This window comes from Ensifer sp. GW101-20A05 (assembly GCF_059424735.1).
Window position 1 is genome coordinate 61,800 of sequence record NZ_JBWKZT010000017.1, and the last position, 22,210, is coordinate 84,009.

24 protein-coding genes are annotated in these 22,210 nt (G+C 59.7%); 11 read left to right on the plus strand and 13 right to left on the minus strand.

What is annotated here, in order from left to right:
* Positions 1–6 precede the first annotated feature (6 nt).
* The 7 genes from AC070A_RS29020 to AC070A_RS29050 form a co-directional block, all read right to left on the minus strand.
* Positions 7–882, minus strand: a complete 876-nt coding sequence (locus AC070A_RS29020; RefSeq protein ID WP_162728148.1) for a shikimate dehydrogenase — start codon at positions 880–882, stop codon at positions 7–9.
* A gap of 12 nt (positions 883–894) precedes the next feature.
* Entirely contained in the window at positions 895–1,617 is a 723-nt protein-coding gene (locus tag AC070A_RS29025; RefSeq protein WP_113736946.1) for an amino acid ABC transporter ATP-binding protein, read from the minus strand.
* A 64-nt stretch (positions 1,618–1,681) separates the two neighbouring features.
* A complete protein-coding gene (locus tag AC070A_RS29030) occupies positions 1,682–2,524 on the minus strand; it encodes a transporter substrate-binding domain-containing protein (protein WP_112996600.1) in 843 nt (280 codons plus the stop codon).
* A gap of 52 nt (positions 2,525–2,576) precedes the next feature.
* The gene (locus tag AC070A_RS29035) at positions 2,577–3,227 is read right to left on the minus strand and encodes an amino acid ABC transporter permease (protein WP_112996599.1); all 651 of its coding nucleotides are present in this window, start codon (positions 3,225–3,227) and stop codon (positions 2,577–2,579) included.
* Positions 3,228–3,238: 11 nt separating this feature from the next.
* Complete coding sequence (locus AC070A_RS29040; protein WP_112996598.1) at positions 3,239–3,907, minus strand: amino acid ABC transporter permease; 669 nt, start codon at positions 3,905–3,907, stop codon at positions 3,239–3,241.
* 75 nt (positions 3,908–3,982) lie between these two features.
* Positions 3,983–4,816 (minus strand): sugar phosphate isomerase/epimerase family protein, encoded by an 834-nt coding sequence (locus tag AC070A_RS29045; protein WP_112996597.1) that lies wholly within the window; start codon positions 4,814–4,816, stop codon positions 3,983–3,985.
* The gene (locus AC070A_RS29050) at positions 4,817–5,524 is read right to left on the minus strand and encodes a GntR family transcriptional regulator (protein ID WP_492383634.1); all 708 of its coding nucleotides are present in this window, start codon (positions 5,522–5,524) and stop codon (positions 4,817–4,819) included.
* Between the two features lie 314 nt (positions 5,525–5,838).
* Between AC070A_RS29050 and AC070A_RS29055 the strand changes: the two genes are divergently transcribed.
* The 4 genes from AC070A_RS29055 to AC070A_RS29070 are packed head-to-tail and all read left to right on the plus strand — an operon-like array spanning position 5,839 to position 9,103.
* Positions 5,839–6,732: a dioxygenase family protein gene (locus AC070A_RS29055; protein ID WP_112996595.1), complete on the plus strand. Its 894-nt coding sequence runs from the start codon at positions 5,839–5,841 to the stop codon at positions 6,730–6,732.
* 21 nt (positions 6,733–6,753) lie between these two features.
* On the plus strand, positions 6,754–7,536 hold the full coding sequence (gene hpaH / locus AC070A_RS29060; RefSeq protein WP_113736925.1) for a 2-oxo-hept-4-ene-1,7-dioate hydratase: 783 nt from the start codon (positions 6,754–6,756) through the stop codon (positions 7,534–7,536).
* An 8-nt stretch (positions 7,537–7,544) separates the two neighbouring features.
* On the plus strand, positions 7,545–8,312 hold the full coding sequence (gene hpaI / locus AC070A_RS29065) for a 4-hydroxy-2-oxoheptanedioate aldolase (protein WP_113736924.1): 768 nt from the start codon (positions 7,545–7,547) through the stop codon (positions 8,310–8,312).
* Between the two features lie 35 nt (positions 8,313–8,347).
* Positions 8,348–9,103 carry a transporter substrate-binding domain-containing protein gene (locus tag AC070A_RS29070; protein ID WP_113736923.1) on the plus strand — a complete coding sequence of 252 codons (756 nt, stop codon included), beginning with the start codon at positions 8,348–8,350 and terminating at the stop codon, positions 9,101–9,103.
* Positions 9,104–9,456: 353 nt separating this feature from the next.
* Here the strand turns inward: AC070A_RS29070 and AC070A_RS29075 are convergent, their stop codons facing one another.
* Together AC070A_RS29075 and AC070A_RS29080 are read right to left on the minus strand one after the other, a co-directional pair.
* Positions 9,457–9,633, minus strand: coding sequence for a hypothetical protein (locus AC070A_RS29075; RefSeq protein ID WP_244495640.1), 177 nt, complete (start codon positions 9,631–9,633; stop codon positions 9,457–9,459).
* A gap of 80 nt (positions 9,634–9,713) precedes the next feature.
* The gene (locus AC070A_RS29080; protein WP_492383633.1) at positions 9,714–9,902 is read right to left on the minus strand and encodes a hypothetical protein; all 189 of its coding nucleotides are present in this window, start codon (positions 9,900–9,902) and stop codon (positions 9,714–9,716) included.
* Between the two features lie 116 nt (positions 9,903–10,018).
* Here AC070A_RS29080 and AC070A_RS29085 point away from each other — a divergent pair, with 116 nt between their 5' ends.
* On the plus strand, positions 10,019–10,192 hold the full coding sequence (locus tag AC070A_RS29085; protein ID WP_494773617.1) for a winged helix-turn-helix transcriptional regulator: 174 nt from the start codon (positions 10,019–10,021) through the stop codon (positions 10,190–10,192).
* 791 nt (positions 10,193–10,983) lie between these two features.
* On the opposite strand, the gene AC070A_RS29090 is transcribed toward AC070A_RS29085, so the two are convergent.
* Entirely contained in the window at positions 10,984–11,910 is a 927-nt protein-coding gene (locus AC070A_RS29090; protein ID WP_057251583.1) for a LysR family transcriptional regulator, read from the minus strand.
* A gap of 160 nt (positions 11,911–12,070) precedes the next feature.
* On the opposite strand from AC070A_RS29090, the gene AC070A_RS29095 reads away from it, so the two are divergent.
* The 6 genes from AC070A_RS29095 (at position 12,071) to AC070A_RS29120 (ending at position 19,945) form a co-directional block, all read left to right on the plus strand.
* The gene (locus AC070A_RS29095; RefSeq protein ID WP_057251582.1) at positions 12,071–13,759 is read left to right on the plus strand and encodes a GMC family oxidoreductase; all 1,689 of its coding nucleotides are present in this window, start codon (positions 12,071–12,073) and stop codon (positions 13,757–13,759) included.
* 24 nt (positions 13,760–13,783) lie between these two features.
* Positions 13,784–16,297 carry a CoA transferase gene (locus tag AC070A_RS29100; RefSeq protein ID WP_113736922.1) on the plus strand — a complete coding sequence of 838 codons (2,514 nt, stop codon included), beginning with the start codon at positions 13,784–13,786 and terminating at the stop codon, positions 16,295–16,297.
* 117 nt (positions 16,298–16,414) lie between these two features.
* Positions 16,415–17,416 (plus strand): ABC transporter substrate-binding protein, encoded by a 1,002-nt coding sequence (locus AC070A_RS29105; RefSeq protein ID WP_113736921.1) that lies wholly within the window; start codon positions 16,415–16,417, stop codon positions 17,414–17,416.
* An 88-nt stretch (positions 17,417–17,504) separates the two neighbouring features.
* The gene (locus tag AC070A_RS29110) at positions 17,505–18,392 is read left to right on the plus strand and encodes an ABC transporter permease (protein WP_057251574.1); all 888 of its coding nucleotides are present in this window, start codon (positions 17,505–17,507) and stop codon (positions 18,390–18,392) included.
* Positions 18,385–19,464, plus strand: coding sequence for a quaternary amine ABC transporter ATP-binding protein (locus tag AC070A_RS29115; protein ID WP_112996589.1), 1,080 nt, complete (start codon positions 18,385–18,387; stop codon positions 19,462–19,464). Before AC070A_RS29110 ends, AC070A_RS29115 begins: the two co-directional genes overlap by 8 nt.
* A 19-nt stretch (positions 19,465–19,483) precedes the next feature.
* Positions 19,484–19,945, plus strand: a complete 462-nt coding sequence (locus AC070A_RS29120) for a hypothetical protein (RefSeq protein WP_494773614.1) — start codon at positions 19,484–19,486, stop codon at positions 19,943–19,945.
* 228 nt (positions 19,946–20,173) lie between these two features.
* On the opposite strand, the gene AC070A_RS29125 is transcribed toward AC070A_RS29120, so the two are convergent.
* The 3 genes from AC070A_RS29125 to gcvA all read right to left on the minus strand — a co-directional run bounded on the left by AC070A_RS29125 (position 20,174) and on the right by gcvA (position 21,984).
* Positions 20,174–20,443, minus strand: a complete 270-nt coding sequence (locus AC070A_RS29125) for a hypothetical protein (protein ID WP_057251572.1) — start codon at positions 20,441–20,443, stop codon at positions 20,174–20,176.
* Positions 20,444–20,463: 20 nt separating this feature from the next.
* The gene (locus tag AC070A_RS29130) at positions 20,464–20,763 is read right to left on the minus strand and encodes a DUF982 domain-containing protein (RefSeq protein WP_057251571.1); all 300 of its coding nucleotides are present in this window, start codon (positions 20,761–20,763) and stop codon (positions 20,464–20,466) included.
* 309 nt (positions 20,764–21,072) lie between these two features.
* Positions 21,073–21,984 (minus strand): transcriptional regulator GcvA, encoded by a 912-nt coding sequence (gcvA, locus tag AC070A_RS29135; protein WP_112996548.1) that lies wholly within the window; start codon positions 21,982–21,984, stop codon positions 21,073–21,075.
* Positions 21,985–22,210 lie beyond the last annotated feature (226 nt).

Consider the following 22,210-nt stretch of genomic DNA (forward strand, 5'->3'; position numbering starts at 1 on the left):
CCTGGATCAGGAAGCTTTGCACAGGTCGGTGAAATGGCTGCTCATGCGTTCGGCGTCGGGTTCGATACCGCTGAAGAGCTTGAATGCCGCAGCCGCCTGAAACACCGTCATCCCGCCTCCCGGCAAGGTGCGGCAGCCAATGCGGGTGGCAAGCGCCAGAAGCTCGGTCACCAACGGCATGTAGACGATGTCGGCGACCCAATGACGAGGTGCCAGCCAACTTTCCTCGATCGGCAGCCCGGGATGGTTCTTCATTCCAATGGGCGTCGCGTGGATGAGCCCGTCGGCGCTCCGCATAGCTTCGCCCACATCGGTGATCGCAAAAGCCCGTTCGGCAGAAACCCGGCTGTTCAAATCTTCGGCCAGTCGGCCCGCACGGGAAACATCCTGATCGAAAATCGACAGGCGCTCGATGCCGAGTTTCATCGCGGCATGTGCGACCGCGACGCCGGCGCCGCCGGCGCCTAAAAGGACAGCCCGATGCCGCGGGACGTCAGGAAAGCCGCGCCGAAAGTTTTCATAAAAGCCATACCAGTCCGTGTTGTGGCCGGTCCGCTTTCCATCCTTGAAGACGACCGTGTTGACCGCGCCGAGCATGAGCGCGTCCTCGGACATATCTGTCAGATGTGGAATTACCGTCTGCTTGCAGGGATGGGTGATGTTGCTGCCGGCGAAACCGCGGGCTTCCTCTTCCGCCAGAAGGTCAGGCAGGGCGGTGGCCGGAAGGCCGCGCTCCGCAAGGTCAAGGAGTTCATAGCGATAGTCGAGGCCCTGAAGTGCGCCTTCGCGCTCGTGCAGGGCGGGGGATTTCGACATCTGGATGTCCGCGCCGATCAGTCCCACCAACACGGCGCGCTTCATTGTTTCGTTTGAAACAGTCATATGCGGGTCGCCTTAGTGATGAGCCAGGATTTCGCCGAGGAAAGCCTGGGTGCGCGGATGCGTCGGATTGCGGAAAAAGGTTTCCGGCGGTGCCTCTTCGATGATCTCGCCGGAAGCCATGAAGATCACGCGGTCGGCCACCTGCCGGGCAAAGCCCATTTCATGGGTCACGCAGATCATCGTCATGCCGTCTCTGGCCAGACCGATCATCGTGTCGAGGACTTCCTTGACCATCTCAGGATCAAGTGCGCTGGTCGGCTCGTCGAACAGCATGCCTTTCGGCTCCATGCACAGCGCACGCGCAATGGCAACGCGCTGCTGCTGTCCGCCGGAAAGCTGGGCGGGGTACTTGTGGGCCTGGTCGAGAATGCGGACGCGCTCGAGGTATTTACGGGCGATTTTCTCGGCATCCGCCTTGCTGGTGCCACGGACGCGCATCGGCGCAAGCGAGCAGTTTTCAAGGATGGTCATATGCGGGAAGAGGTTGAAGCTCTGAAACACCATGCCGACTTCGCGCCGGACGGCGTCGATCGACTTGCCGCTGTCATCCAACTTTGTCCCCTCGACCATGATCGTGCCGTTCTCGATTTTCTCGAGCGCATTGATGCAGCGGATCAGCGTGGATTTACCGGATCCGGACGGTCCGCAGAGCACGATCTTCTCGCCTTTACGGACCGTTAGGTTGATGTTCTTCAACGCATGGAATGCGCCGTACCATTTATCCACGCTTTCCATCGAAAGAAGCGGGCTTTGAGTGTCAGCGGCGTGCAGCACGGCGATCTCCTGCGCAGAACATGTATCAGTTGATGGTGAAGGGGATGTTCGGGAGGGACTCGGGGAACTTCGGAACCTCCACCTTCATCCACTTCGCATAGACTTTGGCGTGCTCGCCGTTCGCCAGGATCTTGTCGAGGAAGGCGTTGACGGTTTCATTCCAGTCCTTCTCGCCAAGTCGTGTTCCGACGCCATTGAATGTCGTGAGGAAATCGATCTTGCGTTCATATGTGCCGGCACTGGCTGCTTCCAGACGGTCGAGGTAGAACTGGTTGCCGCCGACTGCCTGCACCTGGCCGGAAAGCAGCGCCTGGATGGAAGCGGCATCATCGTCGAAACGCCGGACGGTCGCTTTATCGCCGACAGCGGTGGTCACGGCCTTATCCTGCGAGCTTGACTTTGGAACGCCGATCTCCAGGCCTGCGAGATCGCCGATTTCGGCCATCTTCTTGTCCTTCGGTCCGTAAAGCGAAATTGTGTTGCCAGCATACGGCTTGCTATATTGGATGGACTTCGCTCGTTCCTCCGTCATCGCCATCGTGGCAAACAGGATATCGACCTTGCCGGTGACAAGCGCCGGAATGCGATTGGCGACCGCGAGCGGTGCGAACTCGACCTCTACGCCCAGCTCCTTGGCGAAAAGCTTGGCGATATCGGCGTCGAAGCCGTCCTGAACGCCGCTGGAATTGACGAAGCCCCAGGGAGCGTTGTCGCCCTGAATGCCGACGACGACTTTGCCCTTGGCTTTGACCTCATCCACCGTCGCGGCTTGGGCAGACATCGGCGATAGCCACGGGGCCATCATCAGCGCTGCGGCTGCGAACAGAATTCCACGGCGCTTCAGGCCGGTCTTGAAGCTGCTGATCATTACCTTCTCCTCCTTGGTTGATTAGAGCTTGAGTGTTTGTTGGATTGCCGACTTACCGGGCGGCCTTTGCCATCCGATTTTCGAGCCGGGCCCCGTAGAGAGAAAGGGGCCAGCAAATGATGAAGTAGATCGCGCCGACGATGCCGAAGATCAGCAGCGGCCTGTAGGTCTGGTTCGAGACGATCTGTCCGGCGCGGGCGAGTTCGATGAAGCCGACGATCGCGGCAAGCGAGGTGCCCTTGATGAGCTGGACGAGGAAACCGACGGTTGCTGGCAGCGAGACCTTGAACGCCTGCGGCAGGACCACGTCCTTCATCCGCGACACATAGTGGAGGCCCAGCGCATTGGCTGCCTCCGTCTGGCCTTTCGGGATTGCCTGGATGCCGCCGCGCCAGATCTCCCCGAGAAAGGCGCTGGCATGCAGCGTAAAGGCGATGGCCACAGCCGCCCATGCCTCGATGCTGATGCCGAGAAGCGCGATCCCGTAATAGACGACGAAGAGCTGCATCAGCAGGGGCGTTCCCTGGAAGACGGAGATATAGCCCGCCGCCGTCTTGCGGAGCGCGGATCGTCCGGACGTTCGGGCAAGCGCGATGATGAGTCCGAAAATGCCGCCGCCGATGAAGCCGATCGCAGACAGAAGCAATGTCCACTTCAGACCCTGCAGCAGGAAAAGCATCTCGTTTTGGCCGATCACACCCATTGTCCTGCTCCTCACCGTACCGGATAGCTGAAGAAATGACGGGAGATCAGCGCGAACAGTCCCATCATCATCCAGGAGATGGCGAGGTACATCAGCGTGATGGTGAAATAGACCTCGAAGCTGCGGAACGTGTCGGACTCGATAATCTGTGCGACGGAGGTCAGCTCGTAAGCCGCGATGGACGTGCAGACCGATGTGGTGAGCGTCAGCATGATGAACTGGCTGGTCAGCGAGGGGTAAATCGCCCGAAGCGCCGGCTTCAGGACGATCAGGCGAAAGACCTGCGCCATGTGCAGGCCGAGTGCCAGGCCGGCTTCGACCTGCCCCTTGTGGATGCTGTCGACACCGCCGCGAATGATTTCGATAGCATAGGCGCCGCCATTGATGGCCAGTGCGATGATCGCGGTAACGGTGGGATTGAGGCGAATGCCCATCATAGGCAGGGCGAAGAAGATGAAGAAGATCTGCACCAGGAAAGGGGTATTGCGGACCACTTCGACGAAGGCGATGACGGCCGCGCGCAAGGGACGAATATTCGATGTCCGGGCCGCGACGCCGATCACGCCGATCACCAGCGCCAGCGACATGCCGGCTAAGGCAAGACCGATCGTTGCCAGCGCTGCCATCAGCAGGTCGGGCATCTTTTCGAAGACAACGCTGAAATCCAGCACGTAATTCATGACAATATCTCTCTCCGCCGACAGGCTCCTCTGCCTGTCTCCGTGTCGTATCAGCTGTTGCGCTGTTGCTCGTGCTTAGCCGGTCAACGCACGGGCGGCATCGTTAAGGTGACGCAAATGCTCCTCCGGCGTCTGGTTGGAATGGATAGGCACCTCCACCGAGACCGCAGCGCCTGCGGGCAGCACCCTCATCAGACTCTCAACGGGAAGCTCACCCAGCCCCGGCGCAAAACGTCCCGTTCTGGCCTCACTGACCATTTGATCCGCCGCTCTCGGCGCGGGTCCGCGGGCGTCGCAGAGCTGAATGCTCCTGATCATGCCTGGAGGGGCAGAAGAGACGTCGTTCGCCTGCCCACCATTGCGGAAGAAGTGCAGCGCATCGATCAGCACGCCGGCGTTGTCCCGGTTCGAATCCTGCACGATCGTCAGGCTGTCATCAAAGCTGGCGACAGTGCGCCAACCCATGTTCTCCAGGTCGACGCCCATGCCGAACGTGGCCGCGAAGTCGCAAAGCGCCGCGAATTTGGCGACAAGCCGCCCCCGATCCGGGTCGTCGCCGCAAACGCTGAGACGTCGCGCGCCGAGCGCGCTTGCGGCTTCAAGCATTGACGCCAGATCAACGGGATCGAAGTCCGGCCCGATGACGACGAATTCGATGTCGTAAAGCGAGATTCCTTCCCCATTCAGACGGGCTTTGACGTCTCGAGCGGCATCGCTTCCCACCGGCAGATCATAATAAGGAGCGCCGGGAAATGCCGGATGAAGGCGCAGGCCAATCGAGGAAAAACCAGCTGCGGCTGCGAGCGACACAAATTTCGCCGGCTCGACATCAATCGCGGAAAAATGCGCGACCCCCAGCGACGGCACTGAAATCTTGGCTGGTATTGTTTCCTCCTCCCGGGTCTCCATTCAGGCAATTCCCTTTTCAGCGAGATGCCGTCGCAGATTTGTGCCGGTGCGATGGATGTGTTCGCGCAGCCGATCGCAGGCATAGTCCATGTCCCGCGCCACCGTTCCCTGTGCGATTTCGCTGTGCTCAACACTGACATTTCGGTCGCCGGATGTGCGGGTAAGAAAGGTGCGCCGGTAGCGGTCGTTCAGGTTCAGCATGGTCCTGCAGAAGTTGAGAAGCAGCGGCCTACGGCAGCCCGAAATCAAAGTGAGATGAAACTCCCGATGAACGGCTTCCCACTGCTCAAGCGTTTCGGGTTTCGAGGCATCCCGTTCCGCCCGGTTCAGGCGGTGCAGCGCACGCATGACATTGCCTTCCCATTCGACATCGCCGACACGCATCGATTCTCGCAGCGCATAGGTTTCGAATTCCAAGCGCAAACTGGTGATCTCTTCGAGGTTCGACAGCGAAACGGGCGACACGCGGTAGCCGCGATTGTCTTCGAACTCGACCAACCCGTCTGAAATCAGACGCGCCAACGCCTCCCGCAAAGGACTGAGGCTGACGTTAAAGCTTTGTTTTGCGCGATCGAGATTGATCTTGCTGCCTGCTTCGAGTTCGCCGGAAATGATCGCCTCGCGCAATCGCGACACCAACTGACTGGCGATCGTGTTCTTGCCGTCATCCGGAAAGGATGGCGTTGCCGCCTCCGCGCCGCTTTCCAAAATGAGGCTTCCAGGCCCTGATCGCAATTGACATCCTCCCAGATTGATCCGCCCCGTTTCCGATGGCGGATCTCATTATCGACGATCGATATAATAAACGATTATTATTGTCAAACAGTTTTGGTAAAATATGGAGCAGATCTTCAGAAGCAATTGCCAGAATGACATTTTAGACAATTAAATCAATCACTAATTGATGGTCGTCGGGGCTCTATCGAGAGAACTGAACGAAAATGTCTCCCGCCTTGAGCTCTGGCGGCTTGACAAATAATCGATGATTTATCAAAACAGGCACGCCCACAGGGAGGTGTGAGATGGTGATACGGACCCAAGAGGATGTGACGGCGGCTGTTCTGACGGCTATGGAGCAGACCTCGGATCACCGGCTTCGCGAGATTCTGACGGCGCTGGTGAAGCATCTGCACGCCTTTGTTCGTGAAGTCCGCTTGACGGAGCCGGAGTTTCGCGATGCCACGGCGGTCCTCAACGAAATCGGACAATTGCAAACAGACAGCCATAACGAGTTCGTCCTGATGTCGGGCTCGCTGGGCGTTTCGACGCTGGTCTGCTTGCTCAACAACGGCGATCGGGGACAGACGGAAACCTCCCAGTCGCTGCTTGGCCCCTTCTGGCGCCTCAACTCACCGCGGGTCGACAACGGCGGCACCATTATCCGTTCGGATACGCCCGGGTCTCCGCTGTTTGTGCGGGGCCGGGTTGTTGACAGACACGGAAGTCCGATCGCCGGCGCCGAAGTGGACGTCTGGCATGCCTCGCCGGTCGGCCTCTACGAGAACCAGGATCCCGATCAGGCCGAAATGAATCTGCGAGGTAAATTCACGACAGATGCGGAGGGCCGCTTCTGGTTCAGCACGGTGAAGATGATCGGATATCCGATCCCGGTGGACGGTGTCGTCGGTCGGCTTTTGGAGACGCAAGGACGTCACCCTTATCGCCCGGCGCATCTGCACGCGCTTATCTTCAAGGAGGGCTACAAGACCCTCATCTCGCAGGTTTTCGACCCGAGCGATCCGCATATCGATACGGACGTGCAATTCGGGGTGACGTCGGCACTCACGGGCGATTTCGTGGAGCATGACGAACCGCATCCGGATGATGCGAATGTGAACGTTCCCTGGTTTTCCCTGGAATACACATACGTGATGGAACCCGGCGAAGCGGTTCTGCCGCGCGCACCAATCAAATAAACAAACGGGAGAACCACATCCATGTTGACGGATGAAGAACGCCGCAGCGCGGCACAGGCATTGCTGGCGGCCGAGGAAAACTGCGTGCCGATCCCGCAGCTCAGCAAGACCTATCCGCACATCGAGATCGAGGATGCCTATCGCATCCAGGACCTCTGGGCGGAAGGCAGGATTGCCAAAGGTGCGCGCGTCGCGGGCCACAAGATCGGCCTGACATCGCGGGCCATGCAGATGGCATCGAAGATGACCGAGCCGGATTACGGGCGCATCCTCGATGATGCTCTGTTCAACGACGGCGCCCAGATCAGGGCCGACCTCTTCATCAAGCCGCGCCTTGAAGTTGAACTTGCCTTCATCATGGGCGAGGATCTCGAAGGCCCGAACACCCGCATCTACGACGTCATGCGCGCCACCGAATTCATTGTGCCGGCGCTCGAAATCATCGACTACAGGACCGAAGTTCCCCGTGCGATCACCGATACCATTGCCGACAATGCAGCCTTCGGCGCCATTGTCGTCGGCGGTCGTGTAATCCGGCCGATGGATGTCGATATCCGATGGATCGGGGCGACACTTTCGAAGAACGGGATCATCGAGGAATCCGGCGTTTCGGCTGCCGTCATGGGACATCCCGCAGCGGGTGTCGCCTGGCTCGTCAACAAGCTCCATGCGGTTGGCGGCAAACTGGAGAAGGGGCAGATCGTGCTGGCGGGCTCGTTCACGCGGCCCGTCGATATCGCCGCCGGCGATGTCATCCAGGCGGATTACGGTCAGATCGGCGCGCTCAGCGTTTCATTCCTTTAGGTGGTGTCATGAATCTTCCGGAAAACCGCTTCAAGCGTGCACTTGCCGAGAAAAGGCAGCAAATCGGTCTCTGGTGCAGCCTCCCGGGCAGCTATGCCGCCGAAATCGTCGCGCCCTCCGGATTCGACTGGCTGCTGTTCGATACCGAGCACTCACCCGGCGACGTGCTGACGGTCTTGCCGCAATTGCAGGCAGTTGCGGCCTACGACGTTTCGCCTATCGTGCGCCCTGCCAGCAACGATGCGGTGCTGATCAAGCGATACCTCGACATCGGCGCGCAGACGTTGCTCATTCCCTATGTGCAGAATCGGGAGGAAGCCGAAGCTGCGGTCTCCGCCATGCGATACCCACCTGCCGGTATTCGCGGCGTATCGGGGCTGACGCGGGCGACGCGCTTTGGGCGTGTCGCCGGCTACGCCAGGCGAGCAGAAGAAGAACTGTGTCTTCTTGTGCAACTGGAAACCCGTGCGGCACTCGCGGAACTTGAAGCCATTGCCGCAGTCGATGGCGTCGATGGTATCTTCATCGGCCCGGCCGATCTTGCCGCCAGCCTTGGACATCCGGGGGAGCCCGGCCATCCCGAGGTCGTGGCTGCCGTCGAGGATGCGATCAGTCGCCTTGCGGCTCTCGGCAAGCCGGCCGGCATTCTGACGCCGGACACCACGTTCGCTGCACGCTGTATCGAACTTGGCACCAGCTTTACCGCGGTCGGTATCGACGCTGGCCTTCTCGCACGCGGGACCGAGGCGCTGGCAGCGAAATTCAGGCAACAGTGACCGCAAGACTGTGCTGTCCGGCAGGAGATCGAGACATGACCGACGATATCGCAGCTTCGCTCAGCGCACTGATCCCGAAAGGCTATCTGCGGGTGGCGGTAAACCTTGCCAATATCGCTTTGGTGCAACTCGATCCGAAGACGGGAGCCTTTGAAGGTGTCAGCCCACAACTTGCCAGAGAGTTTGCAGAGCGGCTCGGTTGTCGCGTCGATTTCGTCGCCTACCCATCGGCAGCCAGTATCCTGGACCGGGTCGATCAGGACGAGTGGGACATCGCCTTCCTGGCCGCCGACCCGGCGCGCGAAGACAGGCTGCTGTTCTCGCCTGCCTATGCGCTGATCGAGGGCACGCTTGTGGTTCGAGAGGCAGCACGGTATCGCACGTTTCAAGACGTCGATTCGGAGGGCGTGGAAATTTGCGTCACCCGAAACGCTGCCTATGACCTCTATTTGTCCCGGCGTCTCGCGCATGCCAAAATCGTTCATTCGTCTACGCCGGGGGAAGCCCTTGAAATGCTTGCCGAAGGCAAGCATCACGCCGCGGCGGGTGTGCGGCAAGCGCTTGAGCATTTTGCGAGCGCGCGTGAGGGTTTTCGCGTCCTGGTGGAACCATTCCTCGTTATCAGGCAAACAATCGCCGTCAGTTGTTCCAATCCAGCCGCGGGTCTCTTGGTGCGCGAATTCGTTGAGGAGGTCCTTCAACAAGGCTTCTCGGAAAGCGTCGTTCGCGATGCGCAGCGCAATCGCGTTGCCTTGCGGAATTTAAATGAAAACAAAGGCTTGGTTACATAAAAAGCGTTACCCAACCAATGCGGCGGGTCTGCGGTACTTATCTCTTCAAGGCGAGGGATTGAAAGTCCGCTCTGGGGCCGTTACCAGCCTGGTGGGTTTCGGCTAGGATTTGCGATCAGCTGCTGTTCGGCTACCGAACCAGTTTTGGTCATAGCGGCTGACTGAGACAACTTTCGGAAACGGACATTTCGGTGCCTGAGAGGCAAGCCGCGATTTCAGGTTATCCAAGTGCGGAGGTCGCTTATCAGTACGTGGCGAGCATCGCGGCGTGGGGTCGGACAGCGAATGGGTACGACATCCATTTGTCGTCCCACCCACCCGCTCGAAATCGCGAACCCCAGGCGGTTCGAGGATTACCCCCGACCGGAGGCATCCAGGTTTGCATGGATCCACGCATCGATGTCCGTGACCGGAATGGACTGCCGCGTGTTGAACGTCCCGGCCTTGTCCCACGCGACGCCCCGACCCAAGGCAAATGCAGCGCGGTACTTGCGCATCATGTTCTGCGGATCTTTCGCCAGTTCTTCCATCAGGAAGGGCACGCTCCATTCAGAGCGGCGGAAGGGCCGCCCGAGACCCGCCTCCAGCTTGTCAGCAACCTCGCCCTAAGTCACGGTGTCGCCCGCCAGGAACACGATCTCGTTGCGGATCCGCGGTCGGCGAACACGATTTCCGTGGTCAGCTTCCCGATGTCTTCAGGCGTTGTCAGCGTCGCGGCCGTCTCGAGACTTCCCAGCGCATTGACCTCGAAATTTTTCAAGTCGACGACGCCGAACTCCGGCTCGAACAGGTAGCTCATGAACATCCCGGTCGAGATGATGACCCATTCAGTCTGGGTCTGGGCCTGCAACAGCTCGCGGACGCGGTAACCGCTGGTCGCTCGGCGTCATCCACACGCTCGGCGTCTACGGTAGGCTGCGCCATGCGGAGATCGGGAGGCGCATGCACGGCGTTACGCAGCGAATGCTGACACGGACGTTGCGCCAGTTGGAGCGTGACGGTCTGGTTATCCGAAACGACTTCGGAGAAAACCCACCGAGGGTCGAATACGAGCTGTCCGAAACGGCATGGATCTGCTCCTGCGCATGATCCCGTTGTGGACGTGGATCGTTGAGAACGCGGATCGCTTCCGAAAGTCTAGAGAGGCCTTCGACGCCAGGAGAGATGGCGACTGATTGCGCCGCCAATTGCGGCCCAGGCCTCCGTCGTACATCGAACGGAGGTCGGGCCTTCATGGCATCACTGTGAGGACTGCGTTTGAGGCGCTCCGAGCGGTCGCGATGGAAACGGCCCAGACGACGGCGCGTCTGTTGCCCGGGACCTTATCAAACAAACTGAAGCGCTGGTGGCGCGCTACAAGACCGAGGCGGTTCCGCAAAGCATACGGACGAACCGTTGGACCAGAATGTCCGCTTCCCCGCCCTATCTGATTAAGCGAACGGCAGCTTTCAGAAATTCAACAGCGGCCTGAGTGTCCGACATGGCGCGCAAACCTGCCGTCCCTGCGTACCGAATTGATTGTCCGCTTCGGATTACCAAATCGTGTCCGTGGCCAAAGTGCAGAGTGATAGAAGGGGCCTGTTCTTCACGAGCGCGTTGGACGGCTTGTTGCAACACGCGGCTAGCTGAATAGCTGCCGCGATCCTGCGAACTGGCCTTTCCAACAATTGCGCTCGGCTTTCTTAATTGGGCTAAGCCCCCGACGGACCACGCCGACTGAAGCGATAAACCTCGCAGTGGCTTCTCTTTTTGCTGGCGTCGCACGGGCAATTTACGTCTTTCACGGTAGACAAGCGCTATCGGGCAACGCGTTGTCGTAACGCAGGCCTCCCTCAAAACCATGTCTCGGCGAACCACTGCCTTCACACAGACCGCCCCGACTATATCCAAACCCGCCTTATTGCATCGAAAGCAGCCATTATAGAGGGATCGCCGATACGAGCCTCCAAGCAGAGGAAACTCAGCGTCGTGGAGATTTTAACATTCTCAGCGATGACAAGGCCGTGTGCCTGTTGTTCATGAAGGGCAATCGACTCTCGGCAAAGGCTCAATCCCACCCCTGTCCGTACCATGGCAACCATGGACGTCTCCTGATCCACTTGGGCGACTATATTTTGCCGGACGCCTAAATCGGTAAATAGGCGCGACAGCAATCGATTGTGGACCGAGGCCTGCGGTGTGCCGATCCAAGGAAGCGATGCGAGCTGTGACCAATCCGCGCCGCGCACGAGACCGGCGAGCGATGGTGGAGCGACGACGCGATAGGTTAATTGCGCCAGCTCGCGGGCATGAAAAAGCGGTGCGGCACTTTCTCCGGTAATCTCGGCGGAAGGATCATAATCTCTTGGGTCGCCGAGATAGAAACCGGCATCGAGTTCATTTCGCCTCAGCCCCTCCGGAACGTCGCCGCTCATGCCATGGCGCAGTGTGGTTTCTATGCCCGGCCCGCTTTCGATCAGCGCCTTCAGAAACGCCCCCAACCGGGTGAACTCCGGGTCGATGATCGTGCCGATCCGCAGTTTCCCCCGCACACGTGTCGCCAAATGTCCGGCCGTCTGCCCAAAATCCGTCAATGCCGTCAGCACCTGCTCCGCCTTGGCTGCCAGCAGGGCTCCTTCCTGCGTCAGTTCCAGCCCCGTGGACGTCCGCCGGAACAAGGTGAGCCCGGTATCGGCGGCAAGGCGCTTCAGTTGCAGAGTGACCGCCGGTTGGGTGACGTGCAGTTGCTCCGCGGCGCGCGTGACGTTGCCCTCGCGCGCGACGGTGACGAATGCCTTCAATTTTCTCAGGTCGATTGACTGAAGCATATTAATTCTACTTATAATGACTTGCGTCATTTGTCATTGGATTTCCGGGCCGCTCCTCCGCTATTCCTGAAAATAGAGATGAGGAGGAGGCTAAAATGCTACGGCAAATCGTCGAAGCTTATGATTGTGCGGTGTTGCATCGCAGCAGGCGGGCAAGCCGATGACCAGCCGCGCTTCTTACCGCGCCGCCGATAGTTTTGACTATATCATCGTCGGTGGAGGCTCCGCAGGCTGTCTGCTCGCCAATCGCCTCAGCCGCGATCCCGCGATGCGCGTGCTGCTGCTAGAAGCTGGCCGAAAGGACGACTATCACTGGATTCACATCCCCGTCGGCTATCTCTATTGCATCGGTAATCCGCGCACCGACTGGCTGTACAAGACCGAACCGGATGCCGGTTTGAACGGCCGGTCGCTGCGCTATCCGCGCGGCAAGACGCTCGGCGGCTGCTCCTCGATCAATGGCATGATCTATATGCGCGGCCAGGCGCGCGATTTCGACGGCTGGGCGGCGGCGACCGGCGATAACGCCTGGTCCTGGCAGAATTGCCTGCCCGATTTCAAGGCGCATGAGGATCATTATCGGCTGGACAACGGCGCGGACCCAAAGACCGGCGGCAACAGCCGCTTCTCCGACATGCACGGCCACGGTGGCGAATGGCGGATAGAGAAGCAGCGGCTCAAATGGGACATCCTCGAATCCTTCGCCGAGGCCGCCGTCGAGGCCGGTATTCCGCGCTCCGACGATTTCAACAGCGGCGACAACGAGGGCGTCGGCTATTTCGAAGTCAACCAGCGATCCGGCTGGCGCTGGAACACGTCGAAGGCTTTCCTGCGCCCGGCGAAAAACCGCCTGAACCTGACGGTCTGGACTCAGGCCCATGTCGAACGGCTGATCCTGGAAGCCGAGGCGTCCGGCCGCAAGCGTTGTGCCGGCATCGTTGTCCAGCGGCAGGGGCAAAGGGCAGAGGTCAGAGCGCGCAGGGAGGTCATCCTGTCGGCCGGCGCCATCGGCTCGCCGCAGATCCTGCAATTGTCGGGGATCGGGCCGGGCTCTCTCCTGAAGCGCCATGGTGTCGAGGTCGCCCACGACCTGCCGGGCGTCGGGGAAAATCTTCAGGACCATCTGCAGATTCGCGCGGTCTTCAAGGTCGGCAATGCCAAGACGCTGAACACGCTCGCCAACAGCCTGTTCGGCAAGGCGATGATCGGGCTCGAATATGTGCTGAAACGCAGCGGACCCATGAGCATGTCGCCCTCGCAGCTCGGCGCTTTCACCCGGTCGGACGACAGCCAGGCGCACGCCAACCTCGAATATCACGTCCAGCCGCTCAGCCTCGACGCCTTCGGCGAGCCATTGCACAGCATTCCTGCCTTCACCGCGAGCGTCTGCAACCTCAACCCGACCAGCGTCGGAAGCGTGCGCATTCGCTCCGATAAGGCCGTCGACGCCCCGGCGATTGCGCCGAACTATCTGAGCACGGAAGAGGACCGCCGCATCGCTGCCGAGAGCTTGCGGCAAGTCCGCAGGATCGTGTCGCAGCCGGCATTGGCCAAATACCAGCCTGAGGAATGGAAGCCCGGCTTGCAGTTCCAGAGCGACGAGGAACTGGCCAGGTTGGCGGGCGATATCGCCAACACCATTTTTCATCCGGTCGGGACGACGAAGATGGGCCACGATGACGATCCGATGGCAGTGGTGGATAGCCGTCTCAGGGTGCGGGGCATTGAGGGCCTGCGCGTCGTCGATGCGGGAATCATGCCGAAGATCACCAGTGGTAACACCAACGCGCCGACGCTGATGATCGCCGAAAAGGCGGCCGGCTGGATCGTCGCCGATCGGCGCGCATAGAAAACTCTTGGGGAGATAAGAGCAATGACATCGATCGCGCGTTCCGCGCTTCCGCTTTCCGGCGTTCGGGTGGTTGATTTCGGGCAATATATTGCCGGCCCGGCCGTGGCCATGATTCTTGGTGATCTTGGCGCGACCGTCGTGCATGTCGATCCGCCCGGCGGTCCGCTCTGGGACAATCCCGCCAACGCCATCCTCAATCGCAACAAGCTGATCGTCACCCTCGATCTCAAGTCGGAAGAGGGGGTGGATGAGGCAAAAGCGCTGGTCGCCGAGGCCGATATTGTCGTTGAGAATTTCCGCCCCGGCGTGCTCGCCCGGCTTGGAATCGATTTTGCGGCGTTGCGCAAGGCTCGGCCGGAACTGATCACCCTGTCGATCCCCGGTTTCGCCTCCGACGATCAGCTTCGCCGTGACTGGCGGGCCTTCGAGGCGGTAATTGCGGCGTCCTCCGGCGTCTTCACGGATATGGGACTCAATCGCGTCCTGATGGGCATCAATCCGTCTTTCTCGCCGCTGCCACTCTCTTCCGCTTACGGCACAATGCTTGCAGCGTCCGCAACGGTGCTGGCGCTTCAGGCGTGCGAGCGCACCGGGCACGGCGATCATATCGAAGTGCCGCTGGCAAGTGCCGTCATGGAGGGCCTCTCCTACAATTCGATCCTGATCGATGATTATCCGCTGCGTTACCAGACCCAGCGCGAGCGGGAGATCGAGCGCCGGCGCGGCGAGGGCATGCCGATGGATATGTCCTATGACGACCTCCAGGAGTTCCTCGATCCCTTCTATCGCAGCTATATGTGCGCCGACGGGCGGATGTTCTACGTCGTCTGCCCCAGCCACAAGAACCATGCGAAGCGCTGCCTGCAAGCCCTCGGTCTCTACGATGAACTGGTGGCCGAGGGACTGCGCGAGGAGGAAGACACCTATCTTCCGGTCTCGCAATGGTCGTCGGACGTTTCGCTTGGCGTCTATCCGCTCCCGAAATTCTGGGCCGACAAGATCGCGGCCCGCATGAAGCAGGTCTTCCTGACGAAGACGGCGGCCGAATGGGAGCGCATCTTCGGGGAAGGGCTGTTTCCGGGCGCGCCGCAACGCTGGTTGAAGGAATGGATCGCCGACGATCACGCCAAGGCCGCCGGCCTGATGATCGAGGTCGACGATCCGATCCTTGGCCGCATGACCCAGCCGGGGCCGATGGCCTGGCTGCAAGAGAGCGCCGAAGCCATGCTGACGCCGCACCCTCGGCGTTGGGGAACGGTCGAGGATGCGCTGGCGATGCTTGCGGACATAGAGCGCTCGTCCTTGCCGGCGCCCGCAAACGACACGCCCGGTGGGTGGTTGGATGGCATCAGGGTCCTTGATCTCTGCAATGTAATCGCCGGCCCGCATTCGGTCGCCTATCTCGCCCGCTTCGGCGCGGAGGTTATCAAGATCGATCCGGCCAAGCCGCTCTATGATTGTTGGAATACCGTGATCTTCGGCATGTCGCACATGCGCGGAAAGCAGTCCGTGCTGCTGAACATCGGTTCGCCCGATGGCCGCGTTGTCTTCGAGGAACTGGTGCGCTCTGTCGATGTCGTGGTCTGGAATGCGACCGACCGCCAGGTCAAGGCGATGGGGCTCGATGCCGAAAGCCTGAAGGCGCTCAACCGCCAAGCGATTTTCTGCCAGCTCGATTGTTTCGGCGGCGTGCGCACCGGCCCGCGCACCGACTATCTCGGCTATGACGATCTCGTGCAATCGGCAACCGGCATCATGCTGCGCTTCGGCGGCTCGATGGAGACGCCGGAAGAACATGCCCATGTCGGCACCATCGATGTCATGTGCGGCTTCGGCGCGGCGCTGGGCATTGCCGCCGCCCTCTACCAGAAATCCAGAACCGGGATCGTCGGCCGCCCGCGCACGTCGCTGTCGGCGCTGACCGGCCTCGCGCAGATACCGTTCTGCTATGACTATGTCGACCGCGGCCCCTTCGATGAGCCGTCCGGTCGCGAAACGAAAGGTTATAACGCGCTGTCGCGGCTCTACGAGACGGCCTCGGGGGATCACCTTCTTCTGTGCGCCTCGGAAGCCGACCTCCTGCGCTTCGGCAAGGTCGAGGGTCTCAGGGGGATTGTCGAAATGTCGGCAACCGACCGCGAGGCCTATCTGGCGAAAGCCTTCATGACGGCACCTGCGGGAACCTGGCAGCAGCGCCTGCGAGAAGCCGATATCGGCGTATCGCTCTGCGAGAACATCGAAACGATCCGCAGCCGCAGTGCCCGCATTGCCGACGGCACGCCGGGGATCGACCGCGGCAGCTATTCCTTCTCGATCTTCCCGAACCATCCGAGCGGCCATAAGGTCACGCAGCTCGACCCCTTCGCCATCCGTCCGGCTGTCGGCAAGGTCACCGCTGTCGCGCCGGCGGAGAAGTACGGAGCGTCCACACGCGCCGTTCTCCGGACCCTGAACTACACCGAAGCCGAGATCGATCGGCTGATTGCCTCCGGTGCGATCAGCGAGACCTGGAGTGAGGAGTATCTGCCGAGCTAGCAGGAAACGGCGGCTTCGGGTTCTGAGGAGGATACCGAAGCCGCCGGCGGCCCGCCGAGATATGCGATGGCGTTGACGGGCTTGGAATTTCAACATCGCACATAGGGAGGAAGTGCCATGAAAGAACTCTTCGCCTCGACATGCCTTGCAGCAGCCATGCTGACCTTCGGCAATGCTGCGCAGGCTGCGAATTGCGGTGACGTCACCATCGCCAGCATGAACTGGCAGAGCGCCGAAGTGCTCGCCAGCCTGGACAAGTTTATCCTGAACGAAGGTTACGGTTGCAACGCCGAAATCATACAGGGCGATACTGTCCCGACGATCACATCGATGACCGAGAAGGGCCAACCCGACATCGCGCCCGAAGGATGGGTCGATCTTCTGCCCGATGTCGTCAACGCCGGCGTTGCAAACGGAAAGCTCGTCGTTGCATCGACCGTCCTGACCGATGGTGCGGTGCAGGGCTGGTGGATGCCGAAATACCTTGCTGACGCTCATCCGGACGTCAAGACGATCGATGATGTCCTCAAGCATCCGGAGCTGTTCCCGGATCCCGAAGACAAATCGAAAGGTGCGATCCACAATGGCCCGCAGGGCTGGGGTGGTACGGTCGTGACCTCGCAGCTTTACAAGGCCTATGGCGGCGAAGCGGCGAACTTCACGCTGGTCGATACGGGTTCCGCCGCTGGCCTCGACGGCTCGATCGCCAAGGCCTACGAGCGCAAGGAAGGCTGGGTCGGCTACTACTGGGCTCCGACTGCGCTTCTCGGCAAGTACGACATGGTCAAGCTCGACTATGGCGTGCCGTACGACGCGGCCGAGTGGAAGCGCTGCAATACCGTCGCGGATTGCCCGGACCCGAAAAAGAATGAATGGCCGAAGGACACCGTCCAGACGCTCGTGACCAAAGCGTTCTCCGAGCGCGCCGGCGAGGATGTCATGGGCTACCTCAACAAGCGCGCCTGGTCGAACGACACGGTCAACAAGCTTATGGCCTGGATGACCGACAATCAGGCAAGCGGCGATGATGGCGCAAAGCACTTCCTCGAGGAGAACGAGGCCATGTGGAAGGAATGGGTATCGCCTGAGGCAGCTGAGAAGATCAAGGCGGCGCTTTGATCTCGTTCAAGACGTTGCTGGCGCCTAACGCGCAGGCAACGAACAGCGCGTCCGAGGATGCGCTCGCCGTTATCGAGGAGGATAGATTTTGGATTGGCTGTTCAGCTTTCCGCACATGGATGATGCGTCTTTACGCGATCTCAAGAAGGCGATCGACGAAGGGTTCCGCGGTTTTACGCGGGCTTATGGGGACGGTCTTGAAGCAATATTCGAGCCGCTACAGCACTTTCTGATCTGGTCCGAGCGCTTCATGACCCAGACGCCCTGGCCGATCATCCTCTTGCTCATCGCCGCCGTCGCCTGGTTCGCCAGCCGCAACTGGAAGATCGTCGCGGGAACGGTCGTGACGCTTCTGCTCATCGGCTACTTCGACATGTGGGACGATACGATGAAGACGGTCTCGATGATCTTCGTCTGCACGGTTCTGTCGATCGTCGTCGGTATCCCCATCGGTATTGCCATGTCCCGGTCGGACAGGGTGCAGAATATCGTCAATCCGGTTCTGGACGTCATGCAGACCATGCCGAGCTTCGTCTACCTCATTCCGGTTGTCATGCTGCTCGGCATCGGCAAGGTTCCGGGCCTCATCGCGGTGGTCATCTATGCCATCCCGCCGATGATCCGCCTCACCAATCTCGGCATCCGCCTCGTTGACAAGGATGTACTCGAAGCCGCCGATGCCTTTGGTTCCTCGAACTGGCAGAAGCTGAAGAACGTGCAGATGCCGCTTGCGCTCCCCACCATCATGGCCGGCACCAACCAGACGATCATGATGGCGCTCGCTATGGTCGTCATCGCCTCGATGATCGGCGTTCAGGGCCTTGGACAGCCGGTGCTGAAGGCGATCTCGAACCAGTATTTCACGCTGGGCATCTTCAACGGTCTCGCGATCGTCGGCATCGCCATTATCTTCGACCGCGTCAGCCAAGCCTTTGGTGCGCGCCTTCAAAAGCACCGGGAGGTGGTTCATGGGTAATAAAAAAATTGGTGGCTTCGGCATCGAAATCAAAAAGCTCTACAAAATCTTCGGCCCCAACGGTGCGGATTGTGTAAAGCTTGTCGAGCAAGGCGTTACGAAGACGGAATTGAACGCAAAACATGGCCATGTCCTCGGTCTGAGAGACATCAACATCTCGATGCCTGCTGGTGGCATTCAGGTGATCATGGGACTTTCGGGATCAGGAAAGTCCACGCTCATCCGCCACATCAATCGCCTTATCGATCCGACGTCAGGCGAGGTCGTCATCGGCGACGAGGATGTGGTCAAGATGGATGCCGTGCAGTTGCGTGAGTTCCGTCGGCATCAGACCGCCATGGTGTTCCAGAAGTTTGCGCTTCTCCCGCATCGCACCGTTCTCGAAAACACCCTCTATGGCCTGGAGATACAAGGGGCACCTCGTAACCGGCAGGTCGACTGCGCCATGCGGTGGATCGAACGTGTCGGACTCAAGGGTTTCGAGAGCAAATATCCCAATCAGTTGTCGGGCGGTATGCAACAGCGTGTCGGTCTTGCCCGTGCGCTGGCGAACGATGCGCCGATCCTGCTGATGGACGAGGCGTTTTCTGCGCTGGACCCGCTCATTCGCGTCGACATGCAGACCGTACTCCTCGATCTACAGAAGGAGATCAAGAAGACGATCGTATTCATCACCCATGATCTTGACGAGGCGCTCAGGCTTGGAGATCGCATTGCGATTTTGCGGGATGGAGAAGTCGTACAGCAGGGCACCGGGCAGGACATCGTGATGAACCCTGCCGACGATTACATCGCCAACTTTGTTCGGGAGGTGAACCGTTCCCGCGTCATCAATGTTGAGACGGTTGCCACCGCGCTGAATGCTTCGGCCCGTGAGTTAAAGATCTCGGTGCCGGCCGGCGCGAAGTTGGAGGAAGCCGCAAGAGCGATGACGCTGGCCGGGGAAAACGAGATCGCCGTTGTCGATGCCGCCGGTCAGGCCATAGGTGTGCTGACGCTGCCCCAAGCGGTTGACGCCATGGTCAATTCGCAAGTGGCCTGCTCTACGCCCAACGCAAAGAAAGTCGCGTAGGCAAGAATGGGAAGCTCAGATGTTTGACGCCGTCCTGATCGAGAACTCCGACAGCGGGCAGGAGGAAGCTCTTGCGATCACCGGCGCCTCGCCGGTGGTCGCAGTTTCCCGATGGTGCCTGGGATCGATTTTGAGGGCGTCGTTGCCGAAAGTTCCAATTCCGCCTTTGAGCCGGGTGATCGGGTTGTCTGAACGGCTGGGGCGTTGGGGAACGGCATTGTGGGGTGGACTGGCGGCCAGGGCGCGTGTGAGTGGAGACTGGCTGGTGCCTTTACCGGAAAGCGTCAGCCTCCGGGACGCCATGGCGATAAGGACCGGCGGCTACACGGCAATGCGAGTGATGAAACTGTCTCGACGGCGCCGCCTGTACACTGCTTGTTCCGGTTTCGTGCGTCTACGATCGCATAATGTATCGTCCGGAATTGACGCTACGAGGCTTGGCGCGCTGGGCGTCGGTTATCGCTTTCAGCCGTATCGTTGACAGCTCTCCCATCTCCGTCAAGCTTGAGCACCTCACCGTGCGGGGCGAGCTTGGAAAATCTTGAAGTAAACCGATCCGCGTAAATGTCGGCCGCACCCTAGCGCGGGGATCGGAAATGATTGTCGCGGCAGTCTAGCGTCGGCGATCGCGCCGCATCTTCAACTGGAGCATCATCGACGGCGAATGGTTCAGACGATTGGCGCGCCATGAGGATGGCGCGCCACATGTCTAGTTGATTATCGTGTCGTCGAGCCCTTTGTCATGCTCATGCATGGGGCCGGACTTTGAACGGCCCGCCTCGCGCCACATTGCTGCTTCGAAAAGAGCTGTCTCGTCGCGAATACCAGCCCGATATTCATGCAACAGGTAAGTCGCGAGGTGGTCGGCACGCTCGCTGGGCCGATCAATCTGGCGCCACATGCAAACCCGGTCGAAGATCCTTTGCAGGAAGTTCAACTCGGTCGGGCTTATCCAGGCACTTTCCACGGGGTCAAACATCGGAGCATTCCCATCCTGACCTATGCGGCAGAGCGCCTGTCATCGCTTCTCGAGCTGGTGCGGTGGGCTAGCCCATTCGCTGGGAGGCCCGCCTCCAGACACGCAGCGACGAAAGCTTCACGCGCGATCGCAACCGGCATCTTTCGGTTAAGGGCGCGCCGACAGACTTCGACGGCTTGCTCGTAGCGCCGTCCGCGACGTCGCGGCCACTCGTTCTCCAGAAAAACGAGCGCGTCGAAGACCGATGAAAAGGTGCGATTGTTGCCGTTCTGGAACGTTACCTGCAACGGTACAGACCATGGCATCTCCGGAAGATACATGTTTCCCTCCTTCCTATCTAACCGGATGAAAGAAGACGGAAAATCATCTGGGAATGCTGAGATTGGTTTTCAAGACCTCTGACACCAGCCGTTTGGCGATCAGGATGGTGGTGGGCGCGGCAGGACTCGAACCTGCACTGCCCGAATGCCGCCGTATATTTACGAACTTAACAAACTTGACGAACTTCTACATCTTGCCTATGCGATCTTTGGAGGGTGCGTGTCGCCGCCGACGAGTAGCCACCAAACGGAATACTTACCCCAGCCGCGCTCGGCATATTTTGCGCGTCAGCCAAGAGGTCGGTCGCTCTAAGCCTTACTGGAAGTCCCGGCCAACTGTGTCTTCTCCACATTGAGTATCCAATCCCGGAAGGCTGCGATCTTCGGATTGTTCTGGGCGTGCTCGGGGCACACCAGGTAATAGGCAAATTCGTCTATTACAGTCGCGTCCAAGAGTTGCACCAAATCTCCGCCGGCGAGCTCCGCTGCAATCATGGCAGCGGGCAGCAGTCCCGCGCCCTGACCCGATAAGATAGCGGTCAAAATTAAACTGCTGTCGTCAAATGACGGGCCGCGGGGAGAGCGGAACTCCTCCACGCCATTTGCCTGGAACCAAAGGCTCCATCCCTTGCGGTCGGCATCATGGACATGTGGCCAACGGACGAGATCCGCTGCGCATCGAGGGGTGCCGAGACGATCGACGAGAGCGGGTGCTGCCACGACAACCATTTCAACCGTCACGACGTGGTCGCTGCGTAGGCCCGGATAACGGCCGATACCATGACGCACGGCGACATCGACGCTGCCGCGGGAAAAGTCGGCAAGGGCGCTGCTTGCGACGATTTGGAGATCGATTTCTGGGTTGATCTCCTGAAAGGATTTCAGGCGTGGCACAAGCCAGGCCGATGCGAAGAATGGCGTGACGCTGACGGTCAACATGCCATTGTCATTGGCTGCCATGACCCGTCGCGACGCTTCGGCAATTTGGCGAAATGCATTTCGAACCGCTGGCAGGTAATCCCGGCCCGCATCCGTCAAATAGATGCCACGTGTCACCCGTTCGAACAGTTTCACCCCGAGATGTGTCTCCAGTGACTTCAGCATCTGGCTGACGGCGCCGGGAGTGACGCAAAGCTCGTCGGCCGCCATCTTGACCGAGAGATGGCGCGCGGCTGCCTCGAATGCCTTCAGCGCATTGAGTGGGGGGAGATGGTGGCTCATAGTTTAGCTTTTCTAACCCATATGGTTGATTAGATCTGGTTTGTCGGAAGCTGGTGAGGTGCTTTAACACGTTGTAGTGCCGATTGTCTTGCTGCTCTTGGTGAGGGGACGGTTGGATTGAGGCAGATTTTCTAAGGTATGTGCGCTCACCGCAGTCGGGAAGAAATTGAATGGCGATAGGTTCGGATGATTTCACTTTTCTTAGCCTCAGGGACATCGGAGACAG

Coding starts and splice junctions, on each gene's coding strand:
- AC070A_RS29075 (WP_244495640.1), bottom strand. CDS start 9,633: ATGGAAGAACTGGCGAAAGATCCGCAGAACATGATGCGCAAGTACCGC.
- gcvA (WP_112996548.1), bottom strand. CDS start 21,984: ATGAGCCACCATCTCCCCCCACTCAATGCGCTGAAGGCATTCGAGGCA.
- AC070A_RS29130 (WP_057251571.1), bottom strand. CDS start 20,763: ATGTATCTTCCGGAGATGCCATGGTCTGTACCGTTGCAGGTAACGTTC.
- AC070A_RS29125 (WP_057251572.1), bottom strand. CDS start 20,443: ATGTTTGACCCCGTGGAAAGTGCCTGGATAAGCCCGACCGAGTTGAAC.
- AC070A_RS29080 (WP_492383633.1), bottom strand. CDS start 9,902: ATGAGCTACCTGTTCGAGCCGGAGTTCGGCGTCGTCGACTTGAAAAAT.
- AC070A_RS29025 (WP_113736946.1), bottom strand. CDS start 1,617: ATGGAAAGCGTGGATAAATGGTACGGCGCATTCCATGCGTTGAAGAAC.
- AC070A_RS29090 (WP_057251583.1), bottom strand. CDS start 11,910: ATGCTTCAGTCAATCGACCTGAGAAAATTGAAGGCATTCGTCACCGTC.
- AC070A_RS29120 (WP_494773614.1), top strand. CDS start 19,484: ATGTTTGACGCCGTCCTGATCGAGAACTCCGACAGCGGGCAGGAGGAA.
- AC070A_RS29095 (WP_057251582.1), top strand. CDS start 12,071: ATGACCAGCCGCGCTTCTTACCGCGCCGCCGATAGTTTTGACTATATC.
- AC070A_RS29055 (WP_112996595.1), top strand. CDS start 5,839: ATGGTGATACGGACCCAAGAGGATGTGACGGCGGCTGTTCTGACGGCT.
- AC070A_RS29030 (WP_112996600.1), bottom strand. CDS start 2,524: ATGATCAGCAGCTTCAAGACCGGCCTGAAGCGCCGTGGAATTCTGTTC.
- AC070A_RS29045 (WP_112996597.1), bottom strand. CDS start 4,816: ATGGAGACCCGGGAGGAGGAAACAATACCAGCCAAGATTTCAGTGCCG.
- AC070A_RS29020 (WP_162728148.1), bottom strand. CDS start 882: ATGACTGTTTCAAACGAAACAATGAAGCGCGCCGTGTTGGTGGGACTG.
- AC070A_RS29105 (WP_113736921.1), top strand. CDS start 16,415: ATGAAAGAACTCTTCGCCTCGACATGCCTTGCAGCAGCCATGCTGACC.
- AC070A_RS29070 (WP_113736923.1), top strand. CDS start 8,348: ATGACCGACGATATCGCAGCTTCGCTCAGCGCACTGATCCCGAAAGGC.
- AC070A_RS29040 (WP_112996598.1), bottom strand. CDS start 3,907: ATGAATTACGTGCTGGATTTCAGCGTTGTCTTCGAAAAGATGCCCGAC.
- AC070A_RS29115 (WP_112996589.1), top strand. CDS start 18,385: ATGGGTAATAAAAAAATTGGTGGCTTCGGCATCGAAATCAAAAAGCTC.
- AC070A_RS29035 (WP_112996599.1), bottom strand. CDS start 3,227: ATGGGTGTGATCGGCCAAAACGAGATGCTTTTCCTGCTGCAGGGTCTG.
- AC070A_RS29100 (WP_113736922.1), top strand. CDS start 13,784: ATGACATCGATCGCGCGTTCCGCGCTTCCGCTTTCCGGCGTTCGGGTG.
- hpaI (WP_113736924.1), top strand. CDS start 7,545: ATGAATCTTCCGGAAAACCGCTTCAAGCGTGCACTTGCCGAGAAAAGG.
- hpaH (WP_113736925.1), top strand. CDS start 6,754: ATGTTGACGGATGAAGAACGCCGCAGCGCGGCACAGGCATTGCTGGCG.